Source organism: Thioalkalivibrio paradoxus ARh 1, from assembly GCF_000227685.2.
In the GTDB taxonomy this organism is placed as follows: domain Bacteria; phylum Pseudomonadota; class Gammaproteobacteria; order Ectothiorhodospirales; family Ectothiorhodospiraceae; genus Thioalkalivibrio; species Thioalkalivibrio paradoxus.
In genome coordinates this window covers 1,453,460-1,476,985 of sequence record NZ_CP007029.1, presented here as the reverse complement: position 1 = coordinate 1,476,985, position 23,526 = coordinate 1,453,460, and the positions used below count along the sequence as shown (strand labels likewise).

Annotated in this window: 17 protein-coding genes; 7 read left to right on the top strand and 10 right to left on the bottom strand. The window is 69.1% G+C overall.

Going from position 1 to position 23,526, the window contains the following annotated elements; genetic code table 11:
* Nucleotides 1-146: 146 nt before the first annotated feature.
* From eno to THITH_RS06820, 7 genes are all read right to left on the bottom strand, one after another.
* Nucleotides 147-1,433, bottom strand: a complete 1,287-nt coding sequence (eno, locus tag THITH_RS06850) for a phosphopyruvate hydratase (protein WP_006747828.1) — start codon at nt 1,431-1,433, stop codon at nt 147-149.
* Between the two features lie 80 nt (nt 1,434-1,513).
* A complete protein-coding gene (kdsA, locus tag THITH_RS06845; protein ID WP_006747829.1) occupies nt 1,514-2,356 on the bottom strand; it encodes a 3-deoxy-8-phosphooctulonate synthase in 843 nt (280 codons plus the stop codon).
* Nucleotides 2,357-2,364: 8 nt separating this feature from the next.
* On the bottom strand, nt 2,365-4,029 hold the full coding sequence (locus tag THITH_RS06840) for a CTP synthase (RefSeq protein ID WP_025367358.1): 1,665 nt from the start codon (nt 4,027-4,029) through the stop codon (nt 2,365-2,367).
* Nucleotides 4,030-4,101: 72 nt separating this feature from the next.
* Nucleotides 4,102-5,508: a tRNA lysidine(34) synthetase TilS gene (gene tilS, locus THITH_RS06835; protein ID WP_006747831.1), complete on the bottom strand. Its 1,407-nt coding sequence runs from the start codon at nt 5,506-5,508 to the stop codon at nt 4,102-4,104.
* Complete coding sequence (locus tag THITH_RS06830) at nt 5,480-6,445, bottom strand: acetyl-CoA carboxylase carboxyltransferase subunit alpha (protein ID WP_006747832.1); 966 nt, start codon at nt 6,443-6,445, stop codon at nt 5,480-5,482. The genes tilS and THITH_RS06830 overlap by 29 nt, the downstream gene beginning before the upstream one ends.
* An 87-nt stretch (nt 6,446-6,532) precedes the next feature.
* Nucleotides 6,533-9,988, bottom strand: a complete 3,456-nt coding sequence (dnaE, locus tag THITH_RS06825) for a DNA polymerase III subunit alpha (protein ID WP_006747833.1) — start codon at nt 9,986-9,988, stop codon at nt 6,533-6,535.
* On the bottom strand, nt 9,985-10,605 hold the full coding sequence (locus THITH_RS06820; protein ID WP_025367357.1) for a ribonuclease HII: 621 nt from the start codon (nt 10,603-10,605) through the stop codon (nt 9,985-9,987). The genes dnaE and THITH_RS06820 overlap by 4 nt, the downstream gene beginning before the upstream one ends.
* Before the next feature lie 170 nt (nt 10,606-10,775).
* Here THITH_RS06820 and THITH_RS06815 point away from each other — a divergent pair, with 170 nt between their 5' ends.
* From THITH_RS06815 to lpxB, 3 genes are read left to right on the top strand one after another with little or no spacing between them, the layout of a single operon-like run.
* On the top strand, nt 10,776-11,771 hold the full coding sequence (locus tag THITH_RS06815; protein ID WP_006747835.1) for a Gfo/Idh/MocA family protein: 996 nt from the start codon (nt 10,776-10,778) through the stop codon (nt 11,769-11,771).
* On the top strand, nt 11,768-12,865 hold the full coding sequence (locus THITH_RS06810; protein WP_006747836.1) for a DegT/DnrJ/EryC1/StrS family aminotransferase: 1,098 nt from the start codon (nt 11,768-11,770) through the stop codon (nt 12,863-12,865). Before THITH_RS06815 ends, THITH_RS06810 begins: the two co-directional genes overlap by 4 nt.
* 52 nt (nt 12,866-12,917) lie before the next feature.
* Complete coding sequence (lpxB, locus tag THITH_RS06805) at nt 12,918-14,078, top strand: lipid-A-disaccharide synthase (RefSeq protein ID WP_006747837.1); 1,161 nt, start codon at nt 12,918-12,920, stop codon at nt 14,076-14,078.
* Between the two features lie 63 nt (nt 14,079-14,141).
* On the opposite strand, the gene THITH_RS06800 is transcribed toward lpxB, so the two are convergent.
* From THITH_RS06800 to THITH_RS06795, 3 genes are all read right to left on the bottom strand, one after another.
* Nucleotides 14,142-14,525 (bottom strand): DUF6627 family protein, encoded by a 384-nt coding sequence (locus THITH_RS06800; RefSeq protein ID WP_156925500.1) that lies wholly within the window; start codon nt 14,523-14,525, stop codon nt 14,142-14,144.
* Between the two features lie 49 nt (nt 14,526-14,574).
* On the bottom strand, nt 14,575-14,727 hold the full coding sequence (locus tag THITH_RS17805; protein WP_006747839.1) for a DUF3096 domain-containing protein: 153 nt from the start codon (nt 14,725-14,727) through the stop codon (nt 14,575-14,577).
* Between the two features lie 144 nt (nt 14,728-14,871).
* Nucleotides 14,872-15,324 carry a hypothetical protein gene (locus tag THITH_RS06795; RefSeq protein ID WP_006747840.1) on the bottom strand — a complete coding sequence of 151 codons (453 nt, stop codon included), beginning with the start codon at nt 15,322-15,324 and terminating at the stop codon, nt 14,872-14,874.
* 323 nt (nt 15,325-15,647) lie between these two features.
* Between THITH_RS06795 and THITH_RS06790 the strand changes: the two genes are divergently transcribed.
* The 4 genes from THITH_RS06790 to THITH_RS06775 are packed head-to-tail and all read left to right on the top strand — an operon-like array spanning nt 15,648 to nt 23,414.
* On the top strand, nt 15,648-18,182 hold the full coding sequence (locus THITH_RS06790; RefSeq protein WP_006747841.1) for an acyl-CoA dehydrogenase: 2,535 nt from the start codon (nt 15,648-15,650) through the stop codon (nt 18,180-18,182).
* Nucleotides 18,179-19,507, top strand: a complete 1,329-nt coding sequence (locus THITH_RS06785; RefSeq protein ID WP_006747842.1) for an acetyl-CoA C-acetyltransferase — start codon at nt 18,179-18,181, stop codon at nt 19,505-19,507. Before THITH_RS06790 ends, THITH_RS06785 begins: the two co-directional genes overlap by 4 nt.
* Nucleotides 19,504-21,525: a 3-hydroxyacyl-CoA dehydrogenase NAD-binding domain-containing protein gene (locus THITH_RS06780; protein ID WP_006747843.1), complete on the top strand. Its 2,022-nt coding sequence runs from the start codon at nt 19,504-19,506 to the stop codon at nt 21,523-21,525. Before THITH_RS06785 ends, THITH_RS06780 begins: the two co-directional genes overlap by 4 nt.
* A complete protein-coding gene (locus THITH_RS06775; RefSeq protein WP_006747844.1) occupies nt 21,522-23,414 on the top strand; it encodes an AMP-dependent synthetase/ligase in 1,893 nt (630 codons plus the stop codon). Before THITH_RS06780 ends, THITH_RS06775 begins: the two co-directional genes overlap by 4 nt.
* Nucleotides 23,415-23,526 lie beyond the last annotated feature (112 nt).

Below are 23,526 nucleotides of genomic sequence, written 5' to 3'. Positions count from 1 at the left end.
TCAGCCACACCCTGACACACGCGGCATGCGGGGCCTGCGTCGGCCGGGCCACAGGCGCACGGCCACACCGGCGCGGGATTGCATCGGCCGGGTTCCCATTCGGATCGCCTCCCGGAGCCGCGCATTCGGGAACGCAAGCAACGCGTTCAGGGTGACGAAGCCGCGGCCCGGAACGCAGCAATGCCGGGGTAGCGCGCGCGCGTTCCCAGCATCTCCTCGATGCGGATCAGCTGGTTGTACTTGGCCACCCGGTCCGAGCGCGACAGCGATCCGGTCTTGATCTGGCCGGCTCCGCTCGCGACCGCGAGATCGGCGATGGTCACGTCCTCGGTCTCCCCGGATCGGTGCGAGATCACTGAAGTGTAGTGTGCAGAGCGGGCCATGCCGATGGCCCCGAGGGTTTCGGTCAACGTCCCGATCTGGTTCACCTTGATCAGGATCGAGTTGGCGACACCGCGGTCGATTCCCTCCTGCAGGATCGCCGTGTTGGTCACGAACAGGTCGTCCCCGACCAGCTGGACGCGGTCGCCGAGCCGGTCCGTCAATGTCTTCCATCCGGCCCAGTCGTCCTCGGCCATGCCGTCCTCGATGGTCAGAATCGGGTACTGCTCGACCCAGCCCGCGAGGTAGTCGGTGAATTCGTCGGCGGTGAACGCGCGCCCCTCGGAGGCCAGATGATAGCGCCCGTCGCGGAAGAACTCGGAGCTCGCGCAGTCCAGCCCGATCCAGATGTCGTCGCCGGCCTTGAACCCGGCCTTGTCGATCGCTTCCAGGATCACCTCGATCGCGGCGGCGTTCGATGGCAGATCGGGCGCGAAGCCGCCCTCGTCGCCCACTGCGGTGACCAGCCCACGCGCCTCCAGCACCTTTTTCAGCGCGTGAAACACCTCGGCGCCGTACCGCACGGCCTCGCTCAGGCTGGCGGCCCCGACCGGCACGATCATGAACTCCTGCATGTCCACGCTGTTGCTCGCGTGTGCGCCGCCGTTGATGATGTTCATCATCGGCACGGGCAGCAGGTCGGCATGCGGACCACCGAGGCTGCGAAACAGCGGCAGTCCCTCGTCGGCGGCCCGCGCATGCGCCAGCGCCAGCGACACCGCGAGCACCGCGTTCGCCCCGAGGCGCTCCTTGTTCGCGGTCCCGTCGAGTTCGATCATGCGCTGGTCCGCCGCCTGCTGGTCCGCTTCCGTGCCCCGTAGCGCGTCGCGAATCTCGCCGTTCACGTGCCCCACCGCACGCTGCACGCCCTTGCCGCCGTAGCGGTCACCGCCGTCGCGCAGCTCGATCGCCTCGCGCGCTCCGGTGGATGCGCCCGACGGCACGGCCGCACGCCCGCGGGCGCCGGAGTCGAGCACGACGTCGGCCTCGACGGTCGGGTTGCCCCGGGAGTCGACGATCTCCCGGGCGTGAATTTCGGCAATCTGCGACATCGCTTTCTCCTTGGAAGACTGGCCCCCGGCACCTGCCCGGGAGTGGAATCCGGTGTTGGGGCGCGCGCTGGCGCCGGCGCTCAGGCCAGACCAAACGCCGCCTCGGCGAACGGCCGCGCCTTCGCGACGCGATCCAGGTCCACCAGGGTCTCGAGCAGTTCCCGCATGCGCGCCAGCGGCCAGGCGTTGGGGCCGTCGGACAATGCCTGCTCCGGGTCCGGATGGGTCTCCATGAACAGCCCGGAGACCCCGGCCGCCACGGCCGCGCGGGCGAGCACCGGGACGAACTCCCGCTGCCCTCCCGAAGCGCTGCCCTTCCCGCCCGGCTGCTGCACCGAGTGGGTCGCGTCGAACACGACCGGGCAATCGGTACGACGCATCACGGCGAGACCGCGCATATCGGAAATCAAGGTGTTGTAACCAAAAGATACACCGCGTTCACAGACCATGATCCGGTCGTTGCCGACCTCGCGCGCCTTGTCGACGACGTTGTCCATGTCCCAGGGCGCAAGAAACTGGCCCTTCTTGATGTTCACGGGCAAGCCCTGCCGCGCGACGTTCTGGATGAAATTGGTCTGGCGGCAGAGGAACGCCGGGGTCTGCAGCACGTCGACCACGCTGGCCACTTCGTCCAGCGGGGTGTCCTCGTGCACGTCGGTCAGGACCGGCACGTTCAAGTCCTGCTTCACCTTCTCGAGGATTCGCAGGCCCTGCTCCAACCCCGGCCCGCGGAAGCTGCGCGTCGACGAACGGTTGGCCTTGTCGAACGACGACTTGTAGATGAACGGGATGCCGAGCGCTTCGGTAATCGACTTCAAGGTTCCGGCGGTGTCCAGCGCCAGCTCTTCCGACTCGATCACGCAGGGGCCCGAGATCAGGAAGAACGGCCGGTCCAGGCCGGCTTCGAATCCGCAGAGTTGCATCGGCGCCCTCATGTGACTGGCGGCTGTCCCCGGCCCGCCTTGGCTTCCTGGTGCCGCCGCGCGGCAGCGACGAAACCGGTGAACAGGGGATGCCCATCGCGCGGCGTCGACGTGAATTCGGGATGGAACTGACAGCCGACGAACCAGGGATGCTCGCGCAGTTCGATCGCCTCGACCAGCGCGCCGTCCTCCGAGTGCCCGGAGAACACGAGACCGGCTTCCTGCAGCCGCTGCTTGTAGGCGTTGTTGAATTCGTAGCGGTGCCGGTGGCGTTCCTGAATCCGCGTGCTGCCGTAGGTGCGCGCCATCAGCGAACCCTCTTCCAGTACCGCGGTCTGCGCACCGAGGCGCATCGTGCCGCCCAGGTTGCTGGCCGCGTCCCGCTGTTCGACCCGGCCCTCGCGATCCTGCCATTCGGTGATCAGCGCGATCACCGGATGCTCACTGTCCGGGGCGAACTCGGTGCTGTGCGCGCCGTCCAGTCCGGCGACGTGGCGCGCGAACTCGATCACCGCCACCTGCATACCGAGGCAGATCCCGAGGTAGGGGATGCCTTGCTCGCGGGCATGACGCACGGCCTCGATCTTCCCCTCGACGCCGCGGGCGCCGAACCCCCCGGGAACCAGGATCGCATCGAGCCCGTCGAGTTCGGAGACTCCCTCTGATTCGGCATTTTCCAGTTTCTCGGAATCGACGTAGCGGATGCGCACCCGGGTGCCGGTATGGATCCCGGCATGGGTCAGCGCCTCGTTGATCGACTTGTAGGACTCGGTCAGTTCCACGTACTTGCCGATCATGCCGACCGTGACCTCGGAGTCGGGAAACTCCATCGCCGTCACCACATGCTTCCAGTCGGACAGATCGGCCTGCGGCGCCTCGATATGCAGCTTGCGCAATACGATCTCGTCGAGCTTCTGGGAATGCAGCCACAGCGGGATCTTGTAGATGTTGTCGACATCCACCGCCGAAATGACCGCCTTTTCCTCGACGTTCGTAAACAACGCGATCTTCCGCCGTTCCCCTTCCGGAAGCGGCTGGTGCGTGCGGCACAGCAGCACGTCCGGCTGGATCCCGATCGAGCGCAGTTCCTTCACCGAATGCTGGGTCGGCTTGGTCTTGATCTCGCCCGCCGCCGCGATGAACGGGACCAGCGTCAGGTGGACGAACAGCGCGTTCTCGTGACCGAGTTCCACGCCCATCTGGCGAATCGCCTCGAGGAACGGGAGCGATTCGATGTCGCCCACGGTTCCGCCGATCTCGACCAGCGCGATGTCCGCGTCCGCGGCGCCGGCGCGGATCGAACGCTTGATCTCGTCGGTGATGTGCGGAATGACCTGCACCGTGCCGCCGAGGTAGTCGCCACGGCGCTCGTTGCGGATCACGTTCTCGTAGATCTGGCCGGTGGTGAAGTTGTTGCGCCGGCCGGTGCGAATGCGCACGAAGCGCTCGTAGTGCCCCAGATCCAGATCGGTCTCGGCGCCGTCGTCGGTGACGAAGACCTCGCCGTGCTGGAACGGGCTCATGGTCCCCGGATCGACGTTGATGTAGGGATCGAGCTTCAGCAGGGTGACCTTAAGGCCCCGCGCCTCGAGGATTGCACCGAGCGATGCCGATGCAATGCCCTTGCCCAGAGACGACACCACGCCTCCGGTAATGAATACGTAACGCGTCATGCGGGAACCCATCGACTACGGCCGGCAAGCGGCCGGAACGCCGGCGAAGGTTACCAAAAGCGCCCGCAACGCTCAATCGGAATCGCGTTCGGAATCGCGTTGCGCGCCGCTCCCGCCGGATTCGCCGCAAGCCTCGGCCGGGGCCGCGCCGAACTCGGGACGCACCGGCAACGCGGCATGCTCCACTGCCGGATCCGGGGTGCCGGGGGCGTGCGACCACAGGGCCGCGACCCATTCGTCATTCAGGCGCACCAACGGCACCCGCGCGCGCTGCCAGGGCGGAATGCCGCGCGCCTGCATCAGCGTTTTCAGCGACCGCCGCCCGGCAGGGGTGTGCAGCACCTCGCCGCCCTGACGGAAACCGATGCGCAGGCCCTCGCTCGACCGGATGCCGGCTGCGCGCAGGTCGGCCACGGTCAGCACCCGGCCGTCGGGGAGCGTCATCTGCGGCGCCCCGCGCGGCCAGTCGAGCAGGGTTCCCGGTGGCGGCGGCGGGCCCGGTTCCCCCGCGCCGAGCAGATAGAGCAGACCGCGATAGCTGCGCAGGCTGCTCCCGTTCCATTGCAGCACGGGGCTGGAGTCGGGACCGGCCTCGGCGAGTTGGCGCAGGAACTCGCGCAACGGCCCGCGCCGGGGCGCCGGAACGCCCGCACGTTCCAGGAAACGGCGCAGCAGCCAGGATCGGCGCTCGGGAGGCTGGTCGAGGAACCCACCCACGCGCAGCGTGCCCGGCGCGGGGCCGCCCAGGCGCTCGACGATCGGATCGAGCAGGCCCTCGAGCACCTCGACCGCCTCGGCCTGCAGGCGCGCCGCCCCCCCCAGCCGCGGCTCGACCGCAAAGCGCGGCCCAAGCACGGGCAGCACCTGCCGGCGCAGGTAATTGCGGTCGAAGCGCGTGTCGCGGTTGCTCGGATCCTCGACCCAGTTCAGGTGCTGTTCCCGCGCATAGGCGGCGACAGCCGCGGCTCCGACACCGAGCAGCGGCCGCCCCAGCCAACAGGGTCCAAGCCGGCGCAAGGGCCGCATCGCGGCCAGCCCGTACGGACCACTGCCCTTCAGCGCCGCGAGCAGAAAGGTCTCGGCCTGATCGCCCGCGTGATGCGCAGTCAGAACGCAGGAATTCGTTGACATCCTTTCCACAAGAACCTGATACCGCGCATCTCTTGCAGCCGCCTCCAGCCCCTCGGCGCTGTCCTGCGGAACCCGGATCCTGCGCACGTCGCAGGTCACCCCGATCTGCGCCGCGAACCGCTGGCAGTGCTCCGCCTGAGCCTGCGCGTGTTCGTGCAGGCCGTGGTGCACATGCATCGCGGTCAGCGTGCGCCCGGAATCGAGGCATGCGAGCGCGTGCAGCAGCACGGTGGAATCCCGACCGCCGCTGAACGCGACGCGGAGGGTGTCGATTTCGGGATGATCCGCGAGAAAGGTCCGCAGCGCAGCCGTGACCGTGTCAGCCGGCCGGTTCCTGGAACGCGCCATAGTCCATCAGCCGCTGGTAGCGCCGCTCCAGACGCCGCTCGGCGTCGAGGCCCTCGAGCTCCTCGAGCGTCTCGAGCAGCGCCGACTTGATCCGGGTCGCCATGATCTCCGGGGCACGGTGCGCCCCGCCCAGCGGCTCGTCGATCACCCGGTCGACCAGCCCCAGATCCCGCAGCCGCTCGGACGTGATCCCCAGTGCTTCCGCGGCGTCGGGTGCCTTTTCCGCACTTTTCCAGAGGATCGACGCACAGCCTTCCGGCGAGATGACCGAGTAGGTGGAGTACTGCAGCATCATCGTCGCGTCGCCGACCCCGATGGCCAGCGCGCCGCCGGAACCGCCTTCGCCGATCACCGTGCAGACGATCGGGGTGTCGAGCCTGGCCATCATCATCAGGTTGCGCGCGATCGCTTCGCTTTGCCCCCGCTCCTCCGCGCCGACCCCGGGATACGCGCCCGGCGTGTCGATGAAGGTGAACACCGGCAGCCGGAAACGCTCGGCGAGTTCCATCAGGCGCAAGGCCTTGCGATAGCCTTCCGGACGCGGCATGCCAAAGTTGCGGTGAATCTTCTCCTTCGTCTGGCGGCCCTTCTGGTGCCCGATGACCATCACCGGCCGGCTATCGAGCCGGGCGACGCCGCCGACGATCGCCGGGTCGTCGGCAAACGCGCGGTCGCCACGCAGTTCGACGAACTCGGTAAAGATCTGCGGGATGTAGTCCAGCGAATAGGGGCGACGCGGGTGGCGGGAGAGCTGCGCCACCTGCCAGGGCGTGAGCCGCGCGAAGATGCTCTCGGTCAGACTCAGGCACTTCTCCTCGAGGCGCTGGATCTCTTCCTGCAGGTTCACCTCGGCGTCGTCGCCGACGAATCGCAGATCCTGGATCCGGGCTTCCAGTTCGACGATCGGCTGTTCGAAATCGAGAAAATCGGGATTCATGCCGCGTCCCATTCGTGGCCGTTCAAGCCGCGGATTGTACCGAATACGCCGGGGGGGCGCTCAGCGTCGGCCCGCGTTCGCGGGACTTCAGGCGTTCCCGTAAATCAATGCCACCTGGCTCTGCGCGCCGAGGATCTCGCTCAGACGGCGCAGCAGCTGCTCGTCCGGGCGGACCTGGAGCTCCTCGGGCAGGCGCAGTTCGGCCCAGGCGTTGCCGCGCTGGTAGCGCATGCGCAGCCGGCACGCGCCAGGATCGTGCTCGGTGAGCGCCCGATGCAGCGAATGGATGTGCTCGGGGCCAACCGCGGCAAGGCTGAGATCGAGCACGCGCGCCCATTCCGCGCGCGCCTCGTCCAGGGTCAGCACGCGCTGTGCGCGCATGCGAGTGCCGCCCGCGTAGTCGTCGAGCGCGACCGTGCCTTCGGCCACGATCAGGGAATCGGGTACGAGACGCGATTGGTGCTCGCGGTAGTGTTCGCCGAACAGCGTGATCTCCGCCCGGCCGGTCTGGTCGTCCAGCGTGACGATCGCCATGCGTCCGTTCTGGCTGTTGCGCAGCCGCACCCCGACCACGAGGCCGGCGATGCGGGCGGTTTGCTGGCGGCCGCGATGGGGGTTGCGGTCGGGCCGGCTCTCGAGCCGCGCCTCGAGTTCCTGCAGCGTGGTGCCGGTCAGGCGCCTGAGCTCGTCGCGGTAGCGCGCCACCGGGTGGCCGGTCAGGTACAGCCCCAGCGTATTCTTTTCCCCGCGCAGGCGCTCGTCGTCGTCGAGTTCGGGCACGGTCTCGAACTCCGGCAGCACCGCACTCGCCGGCTCGCCGAACAGATCGACGACGCCGAGCGCGGCATTGCGCTCGGCCTGCTCGGCCGCGGCCACGGCTACCGGCATCGCCGCCAGCAAGGTCGCCCGGTTCGGGCCGATGCCGTCCATCGCCCCGGCGCGGATCAGCGTCTCGAGCACGCGCTTGTTCAGCTTGCCCAGATCGACGCGCTGGCACAGGTCGACCAGGCTGTGGAAGCCGTTGCCGTCGCCGCGCGCCTTCAACAGCGTGTCGATCGCGGATTCCCCGACCCCCTTGATTGCACCGAGTCCGTACACGATGGTTTGGCCATCGCGGACCGAGAACCGGTAGGCGGAACGATTCACGTCCGGGGGGTCGACCTTCAGCCCCAGGCTGCGGCATTCCTCGATCAGCCCGACGACCTTGTCGGTGTTGTCCATGTCGGCCGACAGCACCGCGGCCATGAACGGTGCCGGGTGGTGGGCCTTCAGCCACGCCGTCTGGTAGGCCAGCAGCGCGTAGGCGGCCGAGTGCGACTTGTTGAAGCCGTAGCCGGCGAACTTCTCCATCAGGTCGAAGATGTAGCTTGCGGTGCTCTCGGCGACCCCACGGGCGAGCGCACCCTTCAGGAAGATCTCGCGCTGCTTCGCCATTTCCTCCGGCTTCTTCTTGCCCATCGCCCGGCGCAGCAGGTCGGCGCCGCCCAGCGTGTAGCTGGCCAGCACCTGCGCGATCTGCATCACCTGTTCCTGGTACAGGATCACGCCATAGGTCGGCTTCAGGATGGGTTCCAGATCCGGGTGCGGATATTCGACCTGCGCGCGCCCGTGCTTGCGGTCGATGAAATCGTCGACCATTCCCGACTGCAGCGGCCCGGGCCGATACAGCGCCACCAGCGCGATGATGTCCTCGAAGGTGTCCGGCTGCAGGCGGCGGATCAGGTCCTTCATGCCGCCGGATTCGAGCTGGAACACGGCGGTGGTCTGGTAGGCCTGCAACAGCTTGAAGGCGGCCGGGTCGTCCAGCGGAATCAGGTCCAGATCGACCGGCTGCTGCCCGGGCATCTGGCGGATCGACTCCAGCGTCCAGTCGATAATGGTGAGCGTGCGCAACCCGAGGAAGTCGAACTTCACCAGCCCGACCGCCTCGACGTCGTCCTTGTCGAAGTGGGTAACCAGGCTGCCCCCGCCCTCCTCGCAGTACAGCGGCGAGAAATCGGTCAGCGCCGAGGGCGCGATCACCACCCCGCCCGCATGCTTGCCGGCGTTGCGGGTCAGGCCCTCGAGCTTCAGCGCGAGATCGAGGATGCCCCGGACCTCCTCGTCCTCGTCGTACAGCGCCTTCAGCTCCTCGCTTTCCTGCAGCGCCCGGGTCAAGGTCATGCCCAGTTCGAACGGGATCAGCTTCGCGATCCGGTCGACGAAGCCGTAGCCGTGCCCGAGCACCCGGCCGCAGTCGCGCACCACCGCCTTTGCCGCCATGGTGCCGTGGGTGATGATCTGCGATACCCGGTCGCGACCGTAACGCTCGGCCACGTAGTCGATCACGCGATCGCGCCGGTCCATGCAGAAGTCGATGTCGAAGTCGGGCATCGACACCCGCTCCGGATTCAGAAAGCGCTCGAAGAGTAGATCGTAACGCAATGGATCCAGATCGGTGATCCCCAGTGCGTACGCCACCAGCGAACCGGCACCGGAACCGCGCCCCGGTCCCACCGGAATCCGGTTGTCCCGCGCCCAGCGAATGAAATCGGCGACGATCAGGAAGTACCCGGGGAACCCCATCTGGCAGATCACGTCGAGTTCCCGCTCGAGCCGCTGCGTGTACTCGCCGCGCGGCGCGAAGCAGTGGCGCTGCAGGCGTGCGTCGAGGCCCTCGTGCGATGTCAGGCGCAGCTGCTCGTCGACCGAGCGCCCAGCCGGCACCGGGAAGTCGGGAAGCACCGACTCGCCCAGCGTCAGGCGCACACTGCAGCGGCGGGCGATCGCGACCGAGTTGGCCAGCGCCTCCGGGATGTCGGCAAACAGCTCGGCCATCTCCTCGGGCGTGCGCAGGTACTGCTGATCGCTGTAGCGGCGCGGGCGACGTGGATCGGCGAGAACCACGCCGTCGTGGATGCAGACCCGCGCCTCGTGCGCCTCGAAATCCTCCGAGGCGAGGAAACGGACGTCGTTGGTCGCCACCACCGGGAGCTGGAACGCCTCCGCCGCGTCGAGCGCCGCCGCAATCCAGGCCTCCTCGCCCGGGCGGCCGCTGCGGGTCAGTTCCAGGTAGAAGCGGTTGGGAAACAACGTCAGCCAGGGGGAAAGCAGCTCGCCGTCGAGCGGCATTGGCGCGCCCGAGCCCTGCACGAAGAGACCGTCGATGCTGCCCGACAGCGCGATCAGACCATCGCTGGCGCCGTCCAGCCAGGCGCAGTCGAGCCGGGGGACGCCTCGGTCCTGGCCCTGCTGCCAGGCGCGCGAGATCAACCGGGTCAGATGCCGGTAGCCCACATCGTTCTGCGCCAGCAGGGTCAGGCGCGCCAAGGACCCGTCCGGCCTAGCGTCGCGCAGGAGCACGTCGGCGCCGACGATCGGCTGCACGCCGGCCGCCAGCGCGGCACGGTAGAACTTCACCAGTCCGAACAGGTTGCAGTGATCGGTTACCGCCACCGCCGGCATCCCGGCCCCGGCCACCGCCTGCACCAGCGGCTTCAGGCGAACCAGGCCATCGACCAGCGAGTACTCGGAATGGACCCGCAGGTGCACGAAGCCGTTCATTGCCCGGCTGCTCCCGCCGCCCGCCGCAACTGCCGCGCGACCGGCCCGAAGCTGCGCCGGTGCTCCGGGCAGGGCCCATGCTCGGCCAGCGCCGCCAGATGCGCGCGCGTGGGATACCCGGCATGGCGATCGAAACCGTAGACCGGATAGCGCTGGTGCAATTGCGCAAGCCAGGCGTCCCGCGCGACCTTCGCGAGTACCGAAGCGGCGCTGATCGCCGGCACGCGGCCATCGCCGCCGATCACCGGAGTCGCCGACCAGGGCCCTTCGGGCACGAACCGGCCATCGACCCACACCTGCTGCGGCGGCCGCGGCAGCGCCAGCAACGCGCGGCGCATCGCCAGCAGCGTCGCGTGATGGATGTTCAGCGCGTCGATCTCCGCGGCCGAGGCGCTGCCCAGCGCCCAGCCCTCGACCTCGGCGCGCAGCACCTCAGCCAGCGCTTCCCGGCGGCGCGCCGACAGGCGCTTGGAATCGGTCAGCCCGGCGAGTGCGTACCCCGCAGGCAGAATCACCGCGGCCGCGACCACCGGCCCGGCCAACGGCCCGCGCCCAACCTCGTCGACGCCGGCACAGTGCTCCCCGGCGATCCAGTTATCGTCCTGTTGCCGCGGCATGAACCCGGCGCTCCCCACTTGCACGAAAATCCTCCCACCGGATTGCGTACACTACCGCGGTCACTCCGGCGCAGACCATGCCCGCGCCGGGCGGTGCATTCCCGCCCGCAGCCGCCGCTTCGGCGCGCTACACTATCACAGCAACGACACACAATTCGGCGGAAACCGTCATGTCCTCTACTCCCCTGCGCTGTGCCGTGATCGGCGTCGGCCACCTCGGCCGGTGGCACGCGGCGAAATATGCCCTGCTGCCCGAGACCGAACTCGTCGCGGTCGCCGACAGCAACGCCGAAACCGCACAGCGCGTCGCCGCCGAGCACGGCTGCGCAGCAGTACTGGACCACCGCGAACTGCTCGGGCGCGTCGACGCGGTCAGCATCGCCGCACCGACCACGCTGCATTATGCGATCGCGCGCGACTTCATCGATGCCGGTTGCCACGTGCTTGTGGAGAAACCGATCACGACCACCGTCGAGGAAGCCGATGCGCTGAACCTGCTGGCCGATCAGCACGGCGTGGTGCTGCAGGTCGGGCACCTCGAGCGCTTCAACGCGGCCCTGCGCCGTCTGCTCGAGACACCGCTGAACCCGCGGTTCATCGAATCGCACCGGCTCGCGCCATTCAAGCCGAGGGCGACCGACGTGTCCGTCGTGCTCGACCTGATGATCCACGACATCGACATCGTTCTCGATCTCGTGAATGCCCCGGTGACCGACCTGCGGGCGTCGGGCGCACAGATCCTGACCAGCGACATCGATATCGTGAACGCACGCCTGGAGTTCGCGAACGGCTGCGTCGCCAACCTGACATCCAGCCGCGTAAGCACCAAGTCCGAGCGCCGGATGCGCATCTTCCAGCCCCATGGCTACGCGTCGGTCGACTTTCAGAACCGGATCCTGTCGCTGCATCACCTCGGCGAGGAAGATCCGGAGATCGGCGTACCCGAGATCCTCAGCGAGGAACTGGCGTTCGACGATTCCGACGCGCTGCTGGCCGAGATCCGGGCATTCGTGGCCGCGGTGCGCGGCGAGCAGCCGGTGATCGTCAGTGGCCGCGACGGGCAGCGTGCGCTGGAGGCGGCGACCCGGATCACCGACCTCGTCTATTCCAATCTGAACGTGATGACCCGGGACGGACAACGTCTCCAGGGAGGAGGGCAGCCATGATCCCGATGGTGGATCTGCAACGGCAGTACCAGGCGCTTCGCAGCGAAATCGACGCGGCGATCGCCGAGGTGCTCGAAAGCACCCGTTTCATCCTCGGCCCGAATGTGCAGGCGCTGGAATCGGAACTCGCGGAATACCTCGGCGTGCCCCATGCGGTGACCTGCGCGTCCGGGACCGATGCGCTGCACCTGGCCCTGCGGGCGGCCGACCTCGGCCCCGGCGATGAGATCATCACCACGCCGTTCACCTTCATCGCGACCGCCGAGGCGATCCGGTACGTGGGCGCGGAGCCGGTGTTCGTCGACATCGACCCGCGCAGCTTCAACATCGACCCCGAGGCCGTCGCCGCTGCAATCACCCCGCGCACCCGCGCGATCGTGCCGGTCCATCTGTTCGGGCAACCGGCGAACATGCCGGCGCTGACGCGGCTCGCGGAGGACCACCAGCTGCTGCTGATCGAGGACTGTGCACAATCGTTCGGTGCCCGGATCGACGGCATCCAGACCGGCAGCACCTCGGCCTTCGGCTGCTTCAGCTTCTTTCCCAGCAAGAATCTGGGCGCCTATGGCGACGGCGGTCTGATCACCACCCGCTACGCCCCGGCCGCCGAGCGCCTGCTGAAACTGCGCAACCATGGCTCGAGAGTGCGCTACCACCACGACGAAATCGGTTACAACAGCCGTCTCGACGAGATCCAGGCCGCAATCCTGCGCGTGAAGCTGCGGCACATCGACGCCTACAACGCCGAGCGGCGCCGTGTCGCCGCCCGCTACGCGCAGGTCCTTGCGGGGCTGGAGCTCGAGATCCCGCACGAGGACGGAATCGGCGTTCACGTCTATCACCAGTACACGGTACTGACCGATCACCGCGACGCGATCATGGCCGCACTGCAGCAGGCCGATATCGCGCATGCGATCTATTACCCGATTCCGCTGCATCGCCAGGACGCGTTCGACGACCGCACCCGGCCGCCGCCCAGCCTTCCGGTTTCCGAGTCCGTGGCCCGGCGCTGCCTGTCTTTGCCGGTTTTTCCGGAACTCGAGGATGCCCAGATCGACGCCATCGGCGAATGCATTCGCGCCGCACTTGCCTGAGATCCGGACCCGCCGCGCCGTCGGGCGGTCCCCAACGCAGTCCTGAACCGAGATGAGCGAGACCCGCGTTGTCGTCTGCGCCGGCGAGACCTCCGGCGACAGCCTCGCCGCCGGCTTGATCCGGTCGGTGTCTGAGCGGCGCCCGGACCTCGTGTTTTCCGGCATGGGCGGCGAACAGATGCGCGCGGCCGGAGCCGAAACGCTGATCGACGTGTCGGAACTGGCGGTGATGGGCCTCTGGGAGGTCCTCACGCAGTACCCGCGCCTGCGCCGGCTGCTGCGGCGGATGCAGCGCCATCTCGAGGAGACCCGCCCCCGGCTGCTGGTCCTGGTCGACTATGTCGAATTCAACCTGCGCCTGGGGGAACACGCGCGCCGCCTCGGCATCCCGGTGCTGTTCTATGTCAGCCCGCAGGTCTGGGCCTGGCGGCAGAAGCGCATCCACCGGATCCGGCGCTGTGTCGATGCGATGGCGGTACTGTTTCCGTTCGAGGAAGCCATCTACCGCGAACAGGGCATCCCGGTACGCTACGTCGGCAACCCGCTGGTCGACCGGGTGCGACCGCCGGAGATCGACCTGCATGCCGATCTGCGGCTGGACCCGGCGACCCGTCTGGTCGGACTGCTGCCCGGTTCGCGCAGTGGCGAACTGCGGCGCCACTGGCCCCTGCTGGCCGAGACTGCGCGCTGCCTGCACCGGTTGCGCCCGGACCTACACTTTGCGGTGCCGCTGGTGTCCGGGATCGGTGCCGAAACCCTCGAGGCGCTGGCCCCGTACCGCGATCTGCCGATCTCGCTGCTGGAAGGCAGCGGCCGGGCACACCAGGTCATGGCCGCGAGCGAGCTGGTGCTGATCAGTTCCGGCACGGCGACGCTGGAGGCCGCGCTGCTGCGCACACCGATGATCGTGTTCTACCGCATGGCACCGCTGAGCTATGCACTGTTCTCACGGCTGATCCGGGTTCCGCATATTGCGCTGGCGAACATCGTCGCCGGAAAGCGCATCGTTCCGGAGCGCCTGCAACGCGCGGCCAACCCCGAGGCGCTGTGCCGCGAAGCGCTCGACTGGCTCGACCACCCCGAGAAGCTCGCGGCCACCCGCGCCGCGCTGGATCAGGTGCGCGAGCGTCTGGGCCCCGGCGGCGCCGACCGGCGGGTGGCCGAGGCCGCGCTGGAAATGCTCGACCACGGCCGGCTCGCCGGTCCCTCCTGAGCGCCGGCCCGACTGGGTGCGGGCGAGCCCCTCAGCCAGTGCCGACCCCGGCTCCCGGCCGGGTCACCGGGAATGAACGAACGGGAAGATATCCGTCACCCCAAGCGCATCGGTAATCACGAACACCAGGAACAGGAACACCAGGACGCCGAGGGCACCGGCGCCCGCGGGCAGTTCGGCCAGGCGCTCGTTGAGCATCCGCACCTCGGCATCGGTCATGCGCGCAATGCGCACGGCCGCGTCGGCCTCGGTCACGCCCATCGCCTGCAACTGCCGCTGCACATCCTCGCGCTCGAGCATGGCCAGCAGCTGTTCACGTTCGGCCTGTGCCTGCTCCTGTTCGATCAGGCTGCCGGTGCCGACCATCGACGCCTGCAACGGTGCCGCCACGGTCGCACCAGCCAGCAGCGCCGCGCACAGCAGCCCCAGCACTCGCTTCAGAATCATTCGCGCCTTCATGAATCACCTCTTCTGGGGATGGCTTCGGGAAAACGGATCACATCGTCACCTGTCCGGAATGGAACAGCCCGAGCACTCCGATCACGATCAGGTAAATGGCCACGATGTAGTTCAGCAGCCGGGGAACCAGCAGGATCAGGATGCCTGCAACCAGGGAAACGATGGGAGTCAGGCCTAGCGTCACGTCCATCTCACAACCTCCGTATGGAAAACGGTATCGTGTTGCAGCCGGCAGCTGCAGCGAATCAACACGCTTGAAGTCTAGGCGATCCCCCCGGCGCGTTCCGAGGCACCGATCACATCGGCTCCCGCGGTTTCATAGAGGCCGGAGCCGCTATTCTCCCGGACGCCGGTTGCCGCTGCGCTTGCGCAGCGCGTACCGGCTGACCGCCCGCACCACTTCCCCGTACGGAATCTCCGCCAGCGACCCATACTGCCGGATCGCGGCCTGCAATATGGCATCGATATCGCCGGGATCCGCGTGGCCGGACAGTGCAGACAGCGCCTGCAGCCCACCACACTCGACCTTCATTTCCTTGCCATGCGGCAGCCGCTGACCCACCTGGGTGATGCCGAGCGCAAACGCGGCCTTCTCGCGCAACAGGCCCAGCAACTCGCCACAGCGCGCGTGACCCGCCCGCGACAGGCAGCTGAGCGCCTCGCGCTCGGCAATCAACACGCGCTGCGAACGACTGCAGCCGGCACAGCCCAGCAGGATCGCCTTGTTGAAATGGCAGCGCTGCGGGTCGTAGCCGCTGAAGATGGTCTTGAACTCGTTTTCTTCCATGGCCGGGTTGCACGCTCGGTTCCGGTTCGGTCGAAGGCGCCATCATTCTGGCACATCCCGGCAGTTCCTCTGGCGCAAAAACCGTAGGGTTTTCTCGGAAATTGCAGCCGATGCACTATACCGAAAAAGAGGAGGCAGGCAGGACCCCTGGACGCCGAATGCAGCTGCGCAGGCGCAAGCGGCTCGGGTCGACAGGGTTCCGGAGGAACACCTCGTGGAGCCGTTCTGCCTGCCTGCGGAGATGCCCTGGCCGGTGCCGTACCGCCCTCGGGCGCACCGGGGAAGGGGAAACACCGAAGGAGAAACACCAAAGGAACAACACCATGGTGTCCATCTTCACCAGCGCCGGCCTGCTCCTTCTGATCGTACTGGCGTTCCGGGAAGCTCCGTGGTTCCTGTGGCTCGCCGGGATGGCGGTCTTCCTGAGCCTGGCTGCGCTGCTGGGGGTGTACCCGGCGCCGCTGCTGGCCGCATTGGCGGCGGTGGCGCTGGCGGCACTGCTGCTGCTCGGCCCGGGTCCGCTGCGCCGGCGTTGGGTCAGCACGCCGCTGCAAAGGCGTTTTCGCGCCGTACTGCCGCGTCTTTCCCCAACCGAGCGCCAGGCACTCGAGGCAGGCACGGTCGGCTGGGACGGCGAACTCTTCTCCGGCCGGCCGGACTGGGAGCGGCTGCTCGCCGTGCCGCCGCCGCGCCTGCAGCCGGAGGAACAGGCCTTTCTCGACGGGCCGGTCGACACGCTGTGCCGGATGCTCGATGACTGGCGGATCACCCATCACGACCGGGATCTGCCACCCGAGGTCTGGGACTACATCCGCGCGCGCGGCTTCTTCGGCATGACCCTGCCCCGCAGCCACGGCGGGCTGGGTTTCTCGTCCACCGCGCATTCCGCGGTCGTGATGACCCTGGCCACCCGCAGCCTGACCGCGGCGGTCACGGTAATGGTACCGAACTCGCTTGGCCCCGGGCAGTTGCTGCTGCAGTACGGCAGCCCCGCGCAGAAGGCCCGCTATCTGCCGCCTCTTGCCCGCGGCGAGGAGATTCCGTGTTTCGCACTGACCGGACCCCGGGCCGGGTCCGATGCGGCCTCGATCCAGGACAGCGGCGTGGTCTGCCACGGGCACTGGCAGGGCGAGCGGGTGCTCGGCCTGCGCCTGAACTGGGACAAGCGCTACATCACGCTGGCGCCGGTGGCGACGCTGATCGGGCTGGCGTTTCGCTGCACCGACCCCGACGGCCTGCTCGGCGGCCCGGTCGATCTCGGGATCACGCTGGCACTGGTGCCGCGCGATACGCCGGGCGTCGAGATCGGCGCGCGTCACCTGCCTCTGGACGTGCCGTTCATGAACGGGCCGATCCGCGGCCACGAGGTGTTCGTACCCCTAACCCAGGTGATCGGAGAACGCGACGGCATCGGCCAGGGCTGGCGCATGTTGATGGAGTCGCTCGCCGAGGGCCGCGGCATCTCGCTGCCCGCGCTGGCCACCGGCGCGGCGAAAAAGGCCGCCCGCCTGACCGGCGCCTACGCGCGCCTGCGCCGCCAGTTCAACCGGCCGATCGGGCGCTTCGAGGGGGTGGAAGAAGCCCTGGCGCGCATCGCCGGCCTGACCTGGCAGATGGATGCCGGCCGGCTGCTGACCCTCGCGACACTGGACCAGGGCGAACGACCGGCTGTGGTCTCCGCGATCGTGAAGCACCACCTGACCGAACGCTACCGGCAAGTCGTGAACCACGCGATGGACATCGAGGGTGGCCGCGGGATCTGCGTGGGCCCCAACAACCTGCTGGCGCGCGCGTACCAGGCGGCACCGATCGCGATCACCGTGGAAGGCGCGAACATCCTGACCCGGTCGATGATCATCTTCGGCCAGGGCGCGATCCGCTGCCATCCCTGGGTGCTCCGGGAGTACCGGGCGGTGCACGACCCCAACCCGGAGCGGGGGCTGTCCGAATTCGACCGCGCGCTGGTCGGACACCTGCGCTTCCTGCTGCGCAACGCCGCCGCCAGCCTGCTGCTGGGCCTGAGCCGCGGCAGGCTGGCGCGGGTTCCCCGCAGCGGTGCCGCGCGCCATTACCGGACGCTGGCATGGCTGAGCTCGGTGCTCGCACTGTCGGCGGACGCGGCGATGATCACCCTCGGAGGCGCGTTGAAGCGCCACGAGCGCCTGTCGGCGCGCCTCGGCGATGTCTTCTCGGAGCTGTACCTGGCGTCTGCAGTGCTCAAGCGCTTTCACGACGACGGCGAACCGGCCACGGATGAACCGCTGGTGCGCTGGGCGCTCGAGGACAGCCGGTACCGCATTCAGGAGAGCCTGCGCTCCCTGTATCGGAACCTGCCCAACCGACCGCTGGCGTGGCTGCTGCGCGCCCTGAGCTTCCCGACTGGAATGCGCTTCGCTGCACCGGGCGACCGCACCGACCACGCCGCCGCCGAAGTGCTGCTCGCGCCGTCGGCGACCCGGGACCGTCTGACTGCGGGAATCTTTCTGGATCTCGACCCCGAGGCGCCGGAGGGCCGGCTCGAGCGGGCGTTGCAGCAGGCAGTCGAGCTGGAACCGCTCGAGCGGCAACTGGCAGCGCTGCGGCGCCAGTACCGATGGCCGACCGGCGGACTGACGGCGCTGGCACGCGCGGCGTTCGAGCAGGGACTGATCGGCGCGGAGCCATGGCAGCAAGTGCAGGACCACGAGGCGCTCGTCGATACCCTGATCCAGGTGGACGCGTTCCCGGACATCGGACGCTCCGGCGCGGCGCCAGGCGCCGGCGTCACGGACCATCCCGCACGCCGCCCGAAACCCCCCGATGCGCATGCGGATCCGCGGACAGCACACCCGCGTGCCGCCGCCGGAGGTCCGCGATGACTGCCGCCGCCAGCCACCTCCCCGGCCGCCCGGTCTACCTGATCGACGGTCTGCGCAGCCCGTTCCTGAAAGTGCGTGGTGGCCCCGGGGCGTTTCGGGCATCCGATCTCGCGGTGGCCGCGGCCCGTGCAGTGCTGCTGCGTCAGCCGTTCGCACCAACCGACCTCGACGAAGTGATCCTCGGCTGTGCCGCCCCGGGCCCGGACGAGGCGAACATCGGCCGGGTGGTCGCACTGCGGCTGGGCTGCGGGCACCGGGTTCCGGGCTGGACCGTGCAGCGCAACTGCGCGTCCGGAATGCAGGCCATCGACAGCGCCGCGAAGGACATCGCGCTCGGACGCGCCGACCTGGTCCTTGCCGGAGGCACCGAAGCCATGAGCCACCACCCGGTGCTGCTGCGCCCGGAGATGGTCGACTGGCTCGCGCGTTATCGACAGGCACGGGGGGCTGCGGCACGGCTGCGGCTGCTGGCGCGCCTGCGGCCCCGATACCTGAAGCCGGTGATCGGCCTGCTGCGCGGCCTGACCGACCCGGTGGTCGGGCTGGGCATGGGCCAGACTGCCGAAATCGTCGCGGAACGCTTCCGGATTGGCCGTGCCGAGATGGACGCGTTCGCGCTGCACAGCCATCGCCGCCTGGCACAGGCACGCGCAGAGGGCCGGATGGCCGCCGAGATCGTGCCGCTGTACGACGGCACCCGGGTACTCGAGCACGACGACGGCCTGCGCGCCGATTCGTCGGCGGACGCTCTGGCACGCCTGCGCCCAACGTTCGACCGGCCGCACGGGCGAGTCACCGCGGGCAACTCCGCGCAGGTCACCGATGGCGCAGCCTGGCTGCTGCTGGCCTCGGCCAACGCCCTGGAACGACACCGCCTGCGGGCGCGCGCGCGGATCGTCGATGTGGCCTGGGCCGGGCTCGACCCGGCGCAGATGGGCCTCGGGCCGGCCTACGCGATCGCTCAACTGTTGGACCGGCACGGGCTGGACACTCCCGAAATCGATTTCTGGGAGATCAACGAGGCGTTTGCCGCGCAGGTGCTGGCGTGCCTGCAGGCGCTCGCCGATCCCGGCTTCTGCCGCGACGAGCTGCAACGCGACCGGCCGTTCCCGGCGATCGGCCCGGAAACCCTGAACGTGGACGGCGGCGGCATCAGCCTCGGTCACCCGGTCGGGGCCAGCGGCGCCCGGATCACGCTGCACCTGCTGCGGGTGCTCGAAGCCCGAGGCACCCGCCGCGGTGTCGCGAGTCTGTGCATCGGCGGCGGCCAGGGCGGCGCGCTGCTGCTCGAACGCGACGCCGCGCCCCTGGAGACGACGTCATGATGCGCCACTGGCATCTGGAACTGGCCGACGGCCGTGTGGCCCGGCTGACTTTCGACCAGCAGGGCAGCCCGGTGAACAGCCTCGGCGTGGAAACGCTGGAGGAGCTGGACGAGGCGCTGGCACGCTGCGAACGGCAGCCGCCCAAGGGCCTGCTGATCCGTTCCGGAAAACCGAGCGGCTTCATCGCCGGCGCCGATGTGCGGCAGCTGGCCGCGATTTCCGATCCCGGCGAGGCGCGCGCGCTGATCCGGCGTGCCCACCGGATCCTGCAGCGCCTCGAGGATCTGCCCTGCCCGACCGTCGCGGCGGTTCACGGTTTCTGCCTGGGCGGAGGACTGGAACTGGCACTGGCCTGCACGGCATGCGTGGTCAGCGACGACCCGGCAACCCGGCTCGGCTTTCCCGAGATCCGCCTGGGCATCTTTCCCGGCTTTGGCGGCACCGCCCGCGCGCCCGCCCGAGTCGGGCATCTCGCGGCCATGCGTCTGATGCTCGGCGGGCGCACGCTGTCGGGCTCCAGCGCGCGCCGGATCGGGCTTGCCGACGAATGCGTCCCCCTGCGGCAATTGGAAACGGCTGCGCTGGCCCGGCTCGAACCCACCTTGCACAAGTCGCGCCTCGCCTGGTGGCAGGCCGCGCCGGCCTGGCCGGGGCTGCGCCCGCTGGTCGCAAGCCGGATGCGGCGCCTTGCCGCGACACACGCGAACCCCGCCCATTACCCGGCACCGGAGGCGCTGATCCGGCACTGGCAGCGCCACGCCGGCGACCCGGTCGCCGTGCTCCAGGGCGAGGCCGAGACGGTTCCCGACCTGCTGACCGGAGCCGTTGCGCGTAACCTGCTGCGCGCCTTCCTGCTGCGCGAACATCTGCGCCGGCGCGATACGGCCGACGCCTGGCGCCCACGGCACCTGCACGTGGTCGGTGCCGGCGTGATGGGCGGCGACATCGCCGCCTGGGCGGTGCTGCAAGGCCTGCGGGTCAGCCTCCAGGACCAAGGCGCCACGCCCATCGCAAAGGCACTGGCGCGCGCCCGGGCACAGTTCGAGCGGAAGCTGCGGGACAGGCGCCGGGTGCGGGATGCCATGGACCGCCTGATCCCCGACCCCGCCGGAGACGGCGTGCCCCACGCAGACGTGGTGCTCGAGGCCATCGTCGAGCGGGCGTCCGCCAAGTGCTCGTTGTTCCAGGCGGTCCTCCCCCGAATGCGGCCCGACGCGCTGTTGGCCACCAACACCTCGAGCATTCCGCTGGAGGTGCTGGGCGCAGACCTGGAGCAGGCCGAGCGGCTGGTGGGTCTGCATTTCTTCAATCCGGTCGCAAAGATGCCGCTGGTCGAGATCGTTTATGGACCAGCGACGAGCGACATCACGCTGCGCAGGGCCGCGATGCTGGCCCGCATGCTCGACAAGACCCCGGTCACGGTGCGCAGCCATCCCGGGTTCCTGGTGAACCGGATCCTGATGCCGTACCTGCTCGAAGCCGCGGCGCTGTTCGAGGAGGGCGTTCCTGTGGAGACGATCGACCGCGCGGCAACCGATTTCGGGATGCCGATGGGGCCGCTGGAGCTCGCCGATACCGCCGGCCTCGACATCTGCCTGTCGGTGGTCGAGTCCCTGTCGGCGCTGCGGATGACGGTCCCGCGGTCGTTGCGGAAGCGGGTCGATTCCGGGCAGCTGGGCCGCAAGACTGGCCGCGGCTACTACCGCTGGCCCCGGCCCCGCCGGCTCCGCGGGCCGGCCGCGCCCAACCGGGAACAGCAGGACCGCCTGATGCTGCGGCTGGTGAACGAATCCGTCGCCTGCCTGCGCGAGGGCATCGTCGGCTCCGCCGACGAACTCGACGCGGGCATGCTGTTCGGCACCGGCTTCGCTCCGTTCCGCGGCGGACCGCTACGCCACATCGAAGAGACGGGTGCCGCCACGCTGCATGCGCGGCTGCTCGAGCTAGAGCGGCGATTCGGAGAACGCTTCCGGCCCGATCCGGGGTGGCAGGCCTTCCTACGCGGAGATCCCCCATGAACAGCCTCAGGTCATTGCATCCGCCGACCCGGGCGAGAGTGGCCCCGCAACCCGGCATCTCCCGGCCCCGGCCAGCCGAACCGCGGCATATCCGGCACGCCCGGGAGGCGACGCTGGATGCCGAATTCCGTGAGCGGGTACGACGCAGTCCGAATGCCGTCGCACACATCGAGTACGACTCGGATCAGGTTTGGCGCGGATACAGCTGGACCGACTGCGCGGGCGAAGTGGGCCGCTGGCAGCACGCCCTCGCGGGTTTGGGACTGGCGCCGGGAGACCGGCTCGCGATCCTGCTGCGGAACTGCAGGCACTGGGTGATCTTCGACCAGGCGGCGCTGGGGGTGGGGCTGGTCACGGTCCCGCTGTACACCAACGACCGCCCGGCCAACATCGAATACATCCTGCAGGATTCCGGTGCGCGCGTGCTCCTGCTCGAGGACGCCGCGGCCTGGGAGCGCCTCGGTTCGATCCGCTCGACGCTGGACCGCCTCGATGCGGTGATCGCATTGCACGGCCCCGGGCGGGCCACGGTCGCAAACCTGTACCCGGCGGAGCGGTGGCTTCCGGACGCAGGACCGCAATCCGCGGGCGGCATCACCCGCCCCGATACGCTCGCCAGCATCGTCTATACCTCGGGCACCAGCGGGCGACCGAAGGGTGTGATGCTGTCCCACCGCAATTTTCTGAGCAATGCCCATGCCTGCCTGGACGCCGTTGCGGTATCCAGCGCCGACCGCCTGCTGTCGTTCCTGCCGCTGTCGCACACACTCGAGCGCACCGTCGGGTATTACGCCGCGGTCTCGGCCGGAATCGCGACCGCCTACGCCCGGTCGGTCACCCGGCTGGCCGAGGATCTGGTGCAGGTTCGGCCGACGATTCTGATCGCGGTGCCCCGGGTCTTCGAACGCATGCACGCGCGGATCCTGGGGCACGTGTCGGCGGCTTCGCCGACCCGGCGCCGGCTGTTCGACCGGGCGCAGGAGCTTGGCTGGCGCCGCTTCCTGCACGCGCAGCGGCGCGGTCGCTGGTCGCCTGCGCTGCTGCTGCATCCGCTGCTCGACCCGGTGGTCGGCGCCAGGGTCCGCGCCCGACTCGGCGGGCGGCTGCGTTTCGCGATCAGCGGCGGTGCCCCGCTCCCCGAAGCGGTCGGCAGGTTTTTCATCGCCTGTGGCGTGCCGGTACTGCAGGGGTACGGCCTGACGGAAACCAGTCCGGTGATCGCGGTGAACCGGCTCGAGGACAACGAACCCGCGACCGTGGGTCCGGCGCTGCCGGGGGTCGAGGTCCGCATCGGCGAACACGACGAGCTCTGCACCCGAAGCCCGTCGGTGATGGCGGGCTACTGGAACGACCGGCACGCGACCCGCGCGGCGCTCGACGCCGACGGTTGGCTGCATACCGGTGACCAGGCGCGTATCGGCCCTCGGGGGCATATCACCATCACCGGGCGGCTGAAGGACATCCTGGTGCTGTCCAACGGCGAGAAGGTGGCGCCCGCCGACGTCGAGCAGGCGCTGGCCGGCACGCCCTGGGTCGAGCAGGTGATGGTGATCGGCGAGGGGCGGCCGTTTCTCGCCGCACTCGTGGTGCTGCGCGCGGGCGCGCTGCCCGGACTGGCACGCGCCGCCGGTCTCGACCCGGCCCCTGCCGCCACGCACGACGGCGCCCGCACGCTGCGCCGCAAGCCGGCGGTGGTGGCCGAGGTGCTGAAAGCGCTGCAGCCCCGGCTGGCACAGTTCCCGGGCTATCTGCAGCTGCGTGCCGCGGTGCTGGTCGACGAGCCCTGGACGGTCGCGAACGGGCTGTTGACGCCGACGCTGAAACTGCGCCGCGGCGAGATCCTCGAGCGCTGCCGCGACCGCGTCGAAGCCCTGTACCAAGGCCGTTGAGTGACCGGCGCAGGTCCTGGAAACCGGTTCCGCGGGTGATCGCGCTGGCGCAATGGCGCGGCGCTCGCGAACCCTGCCAACTCCGCCTGAAACGGAACGTGGCGGCCAGTGG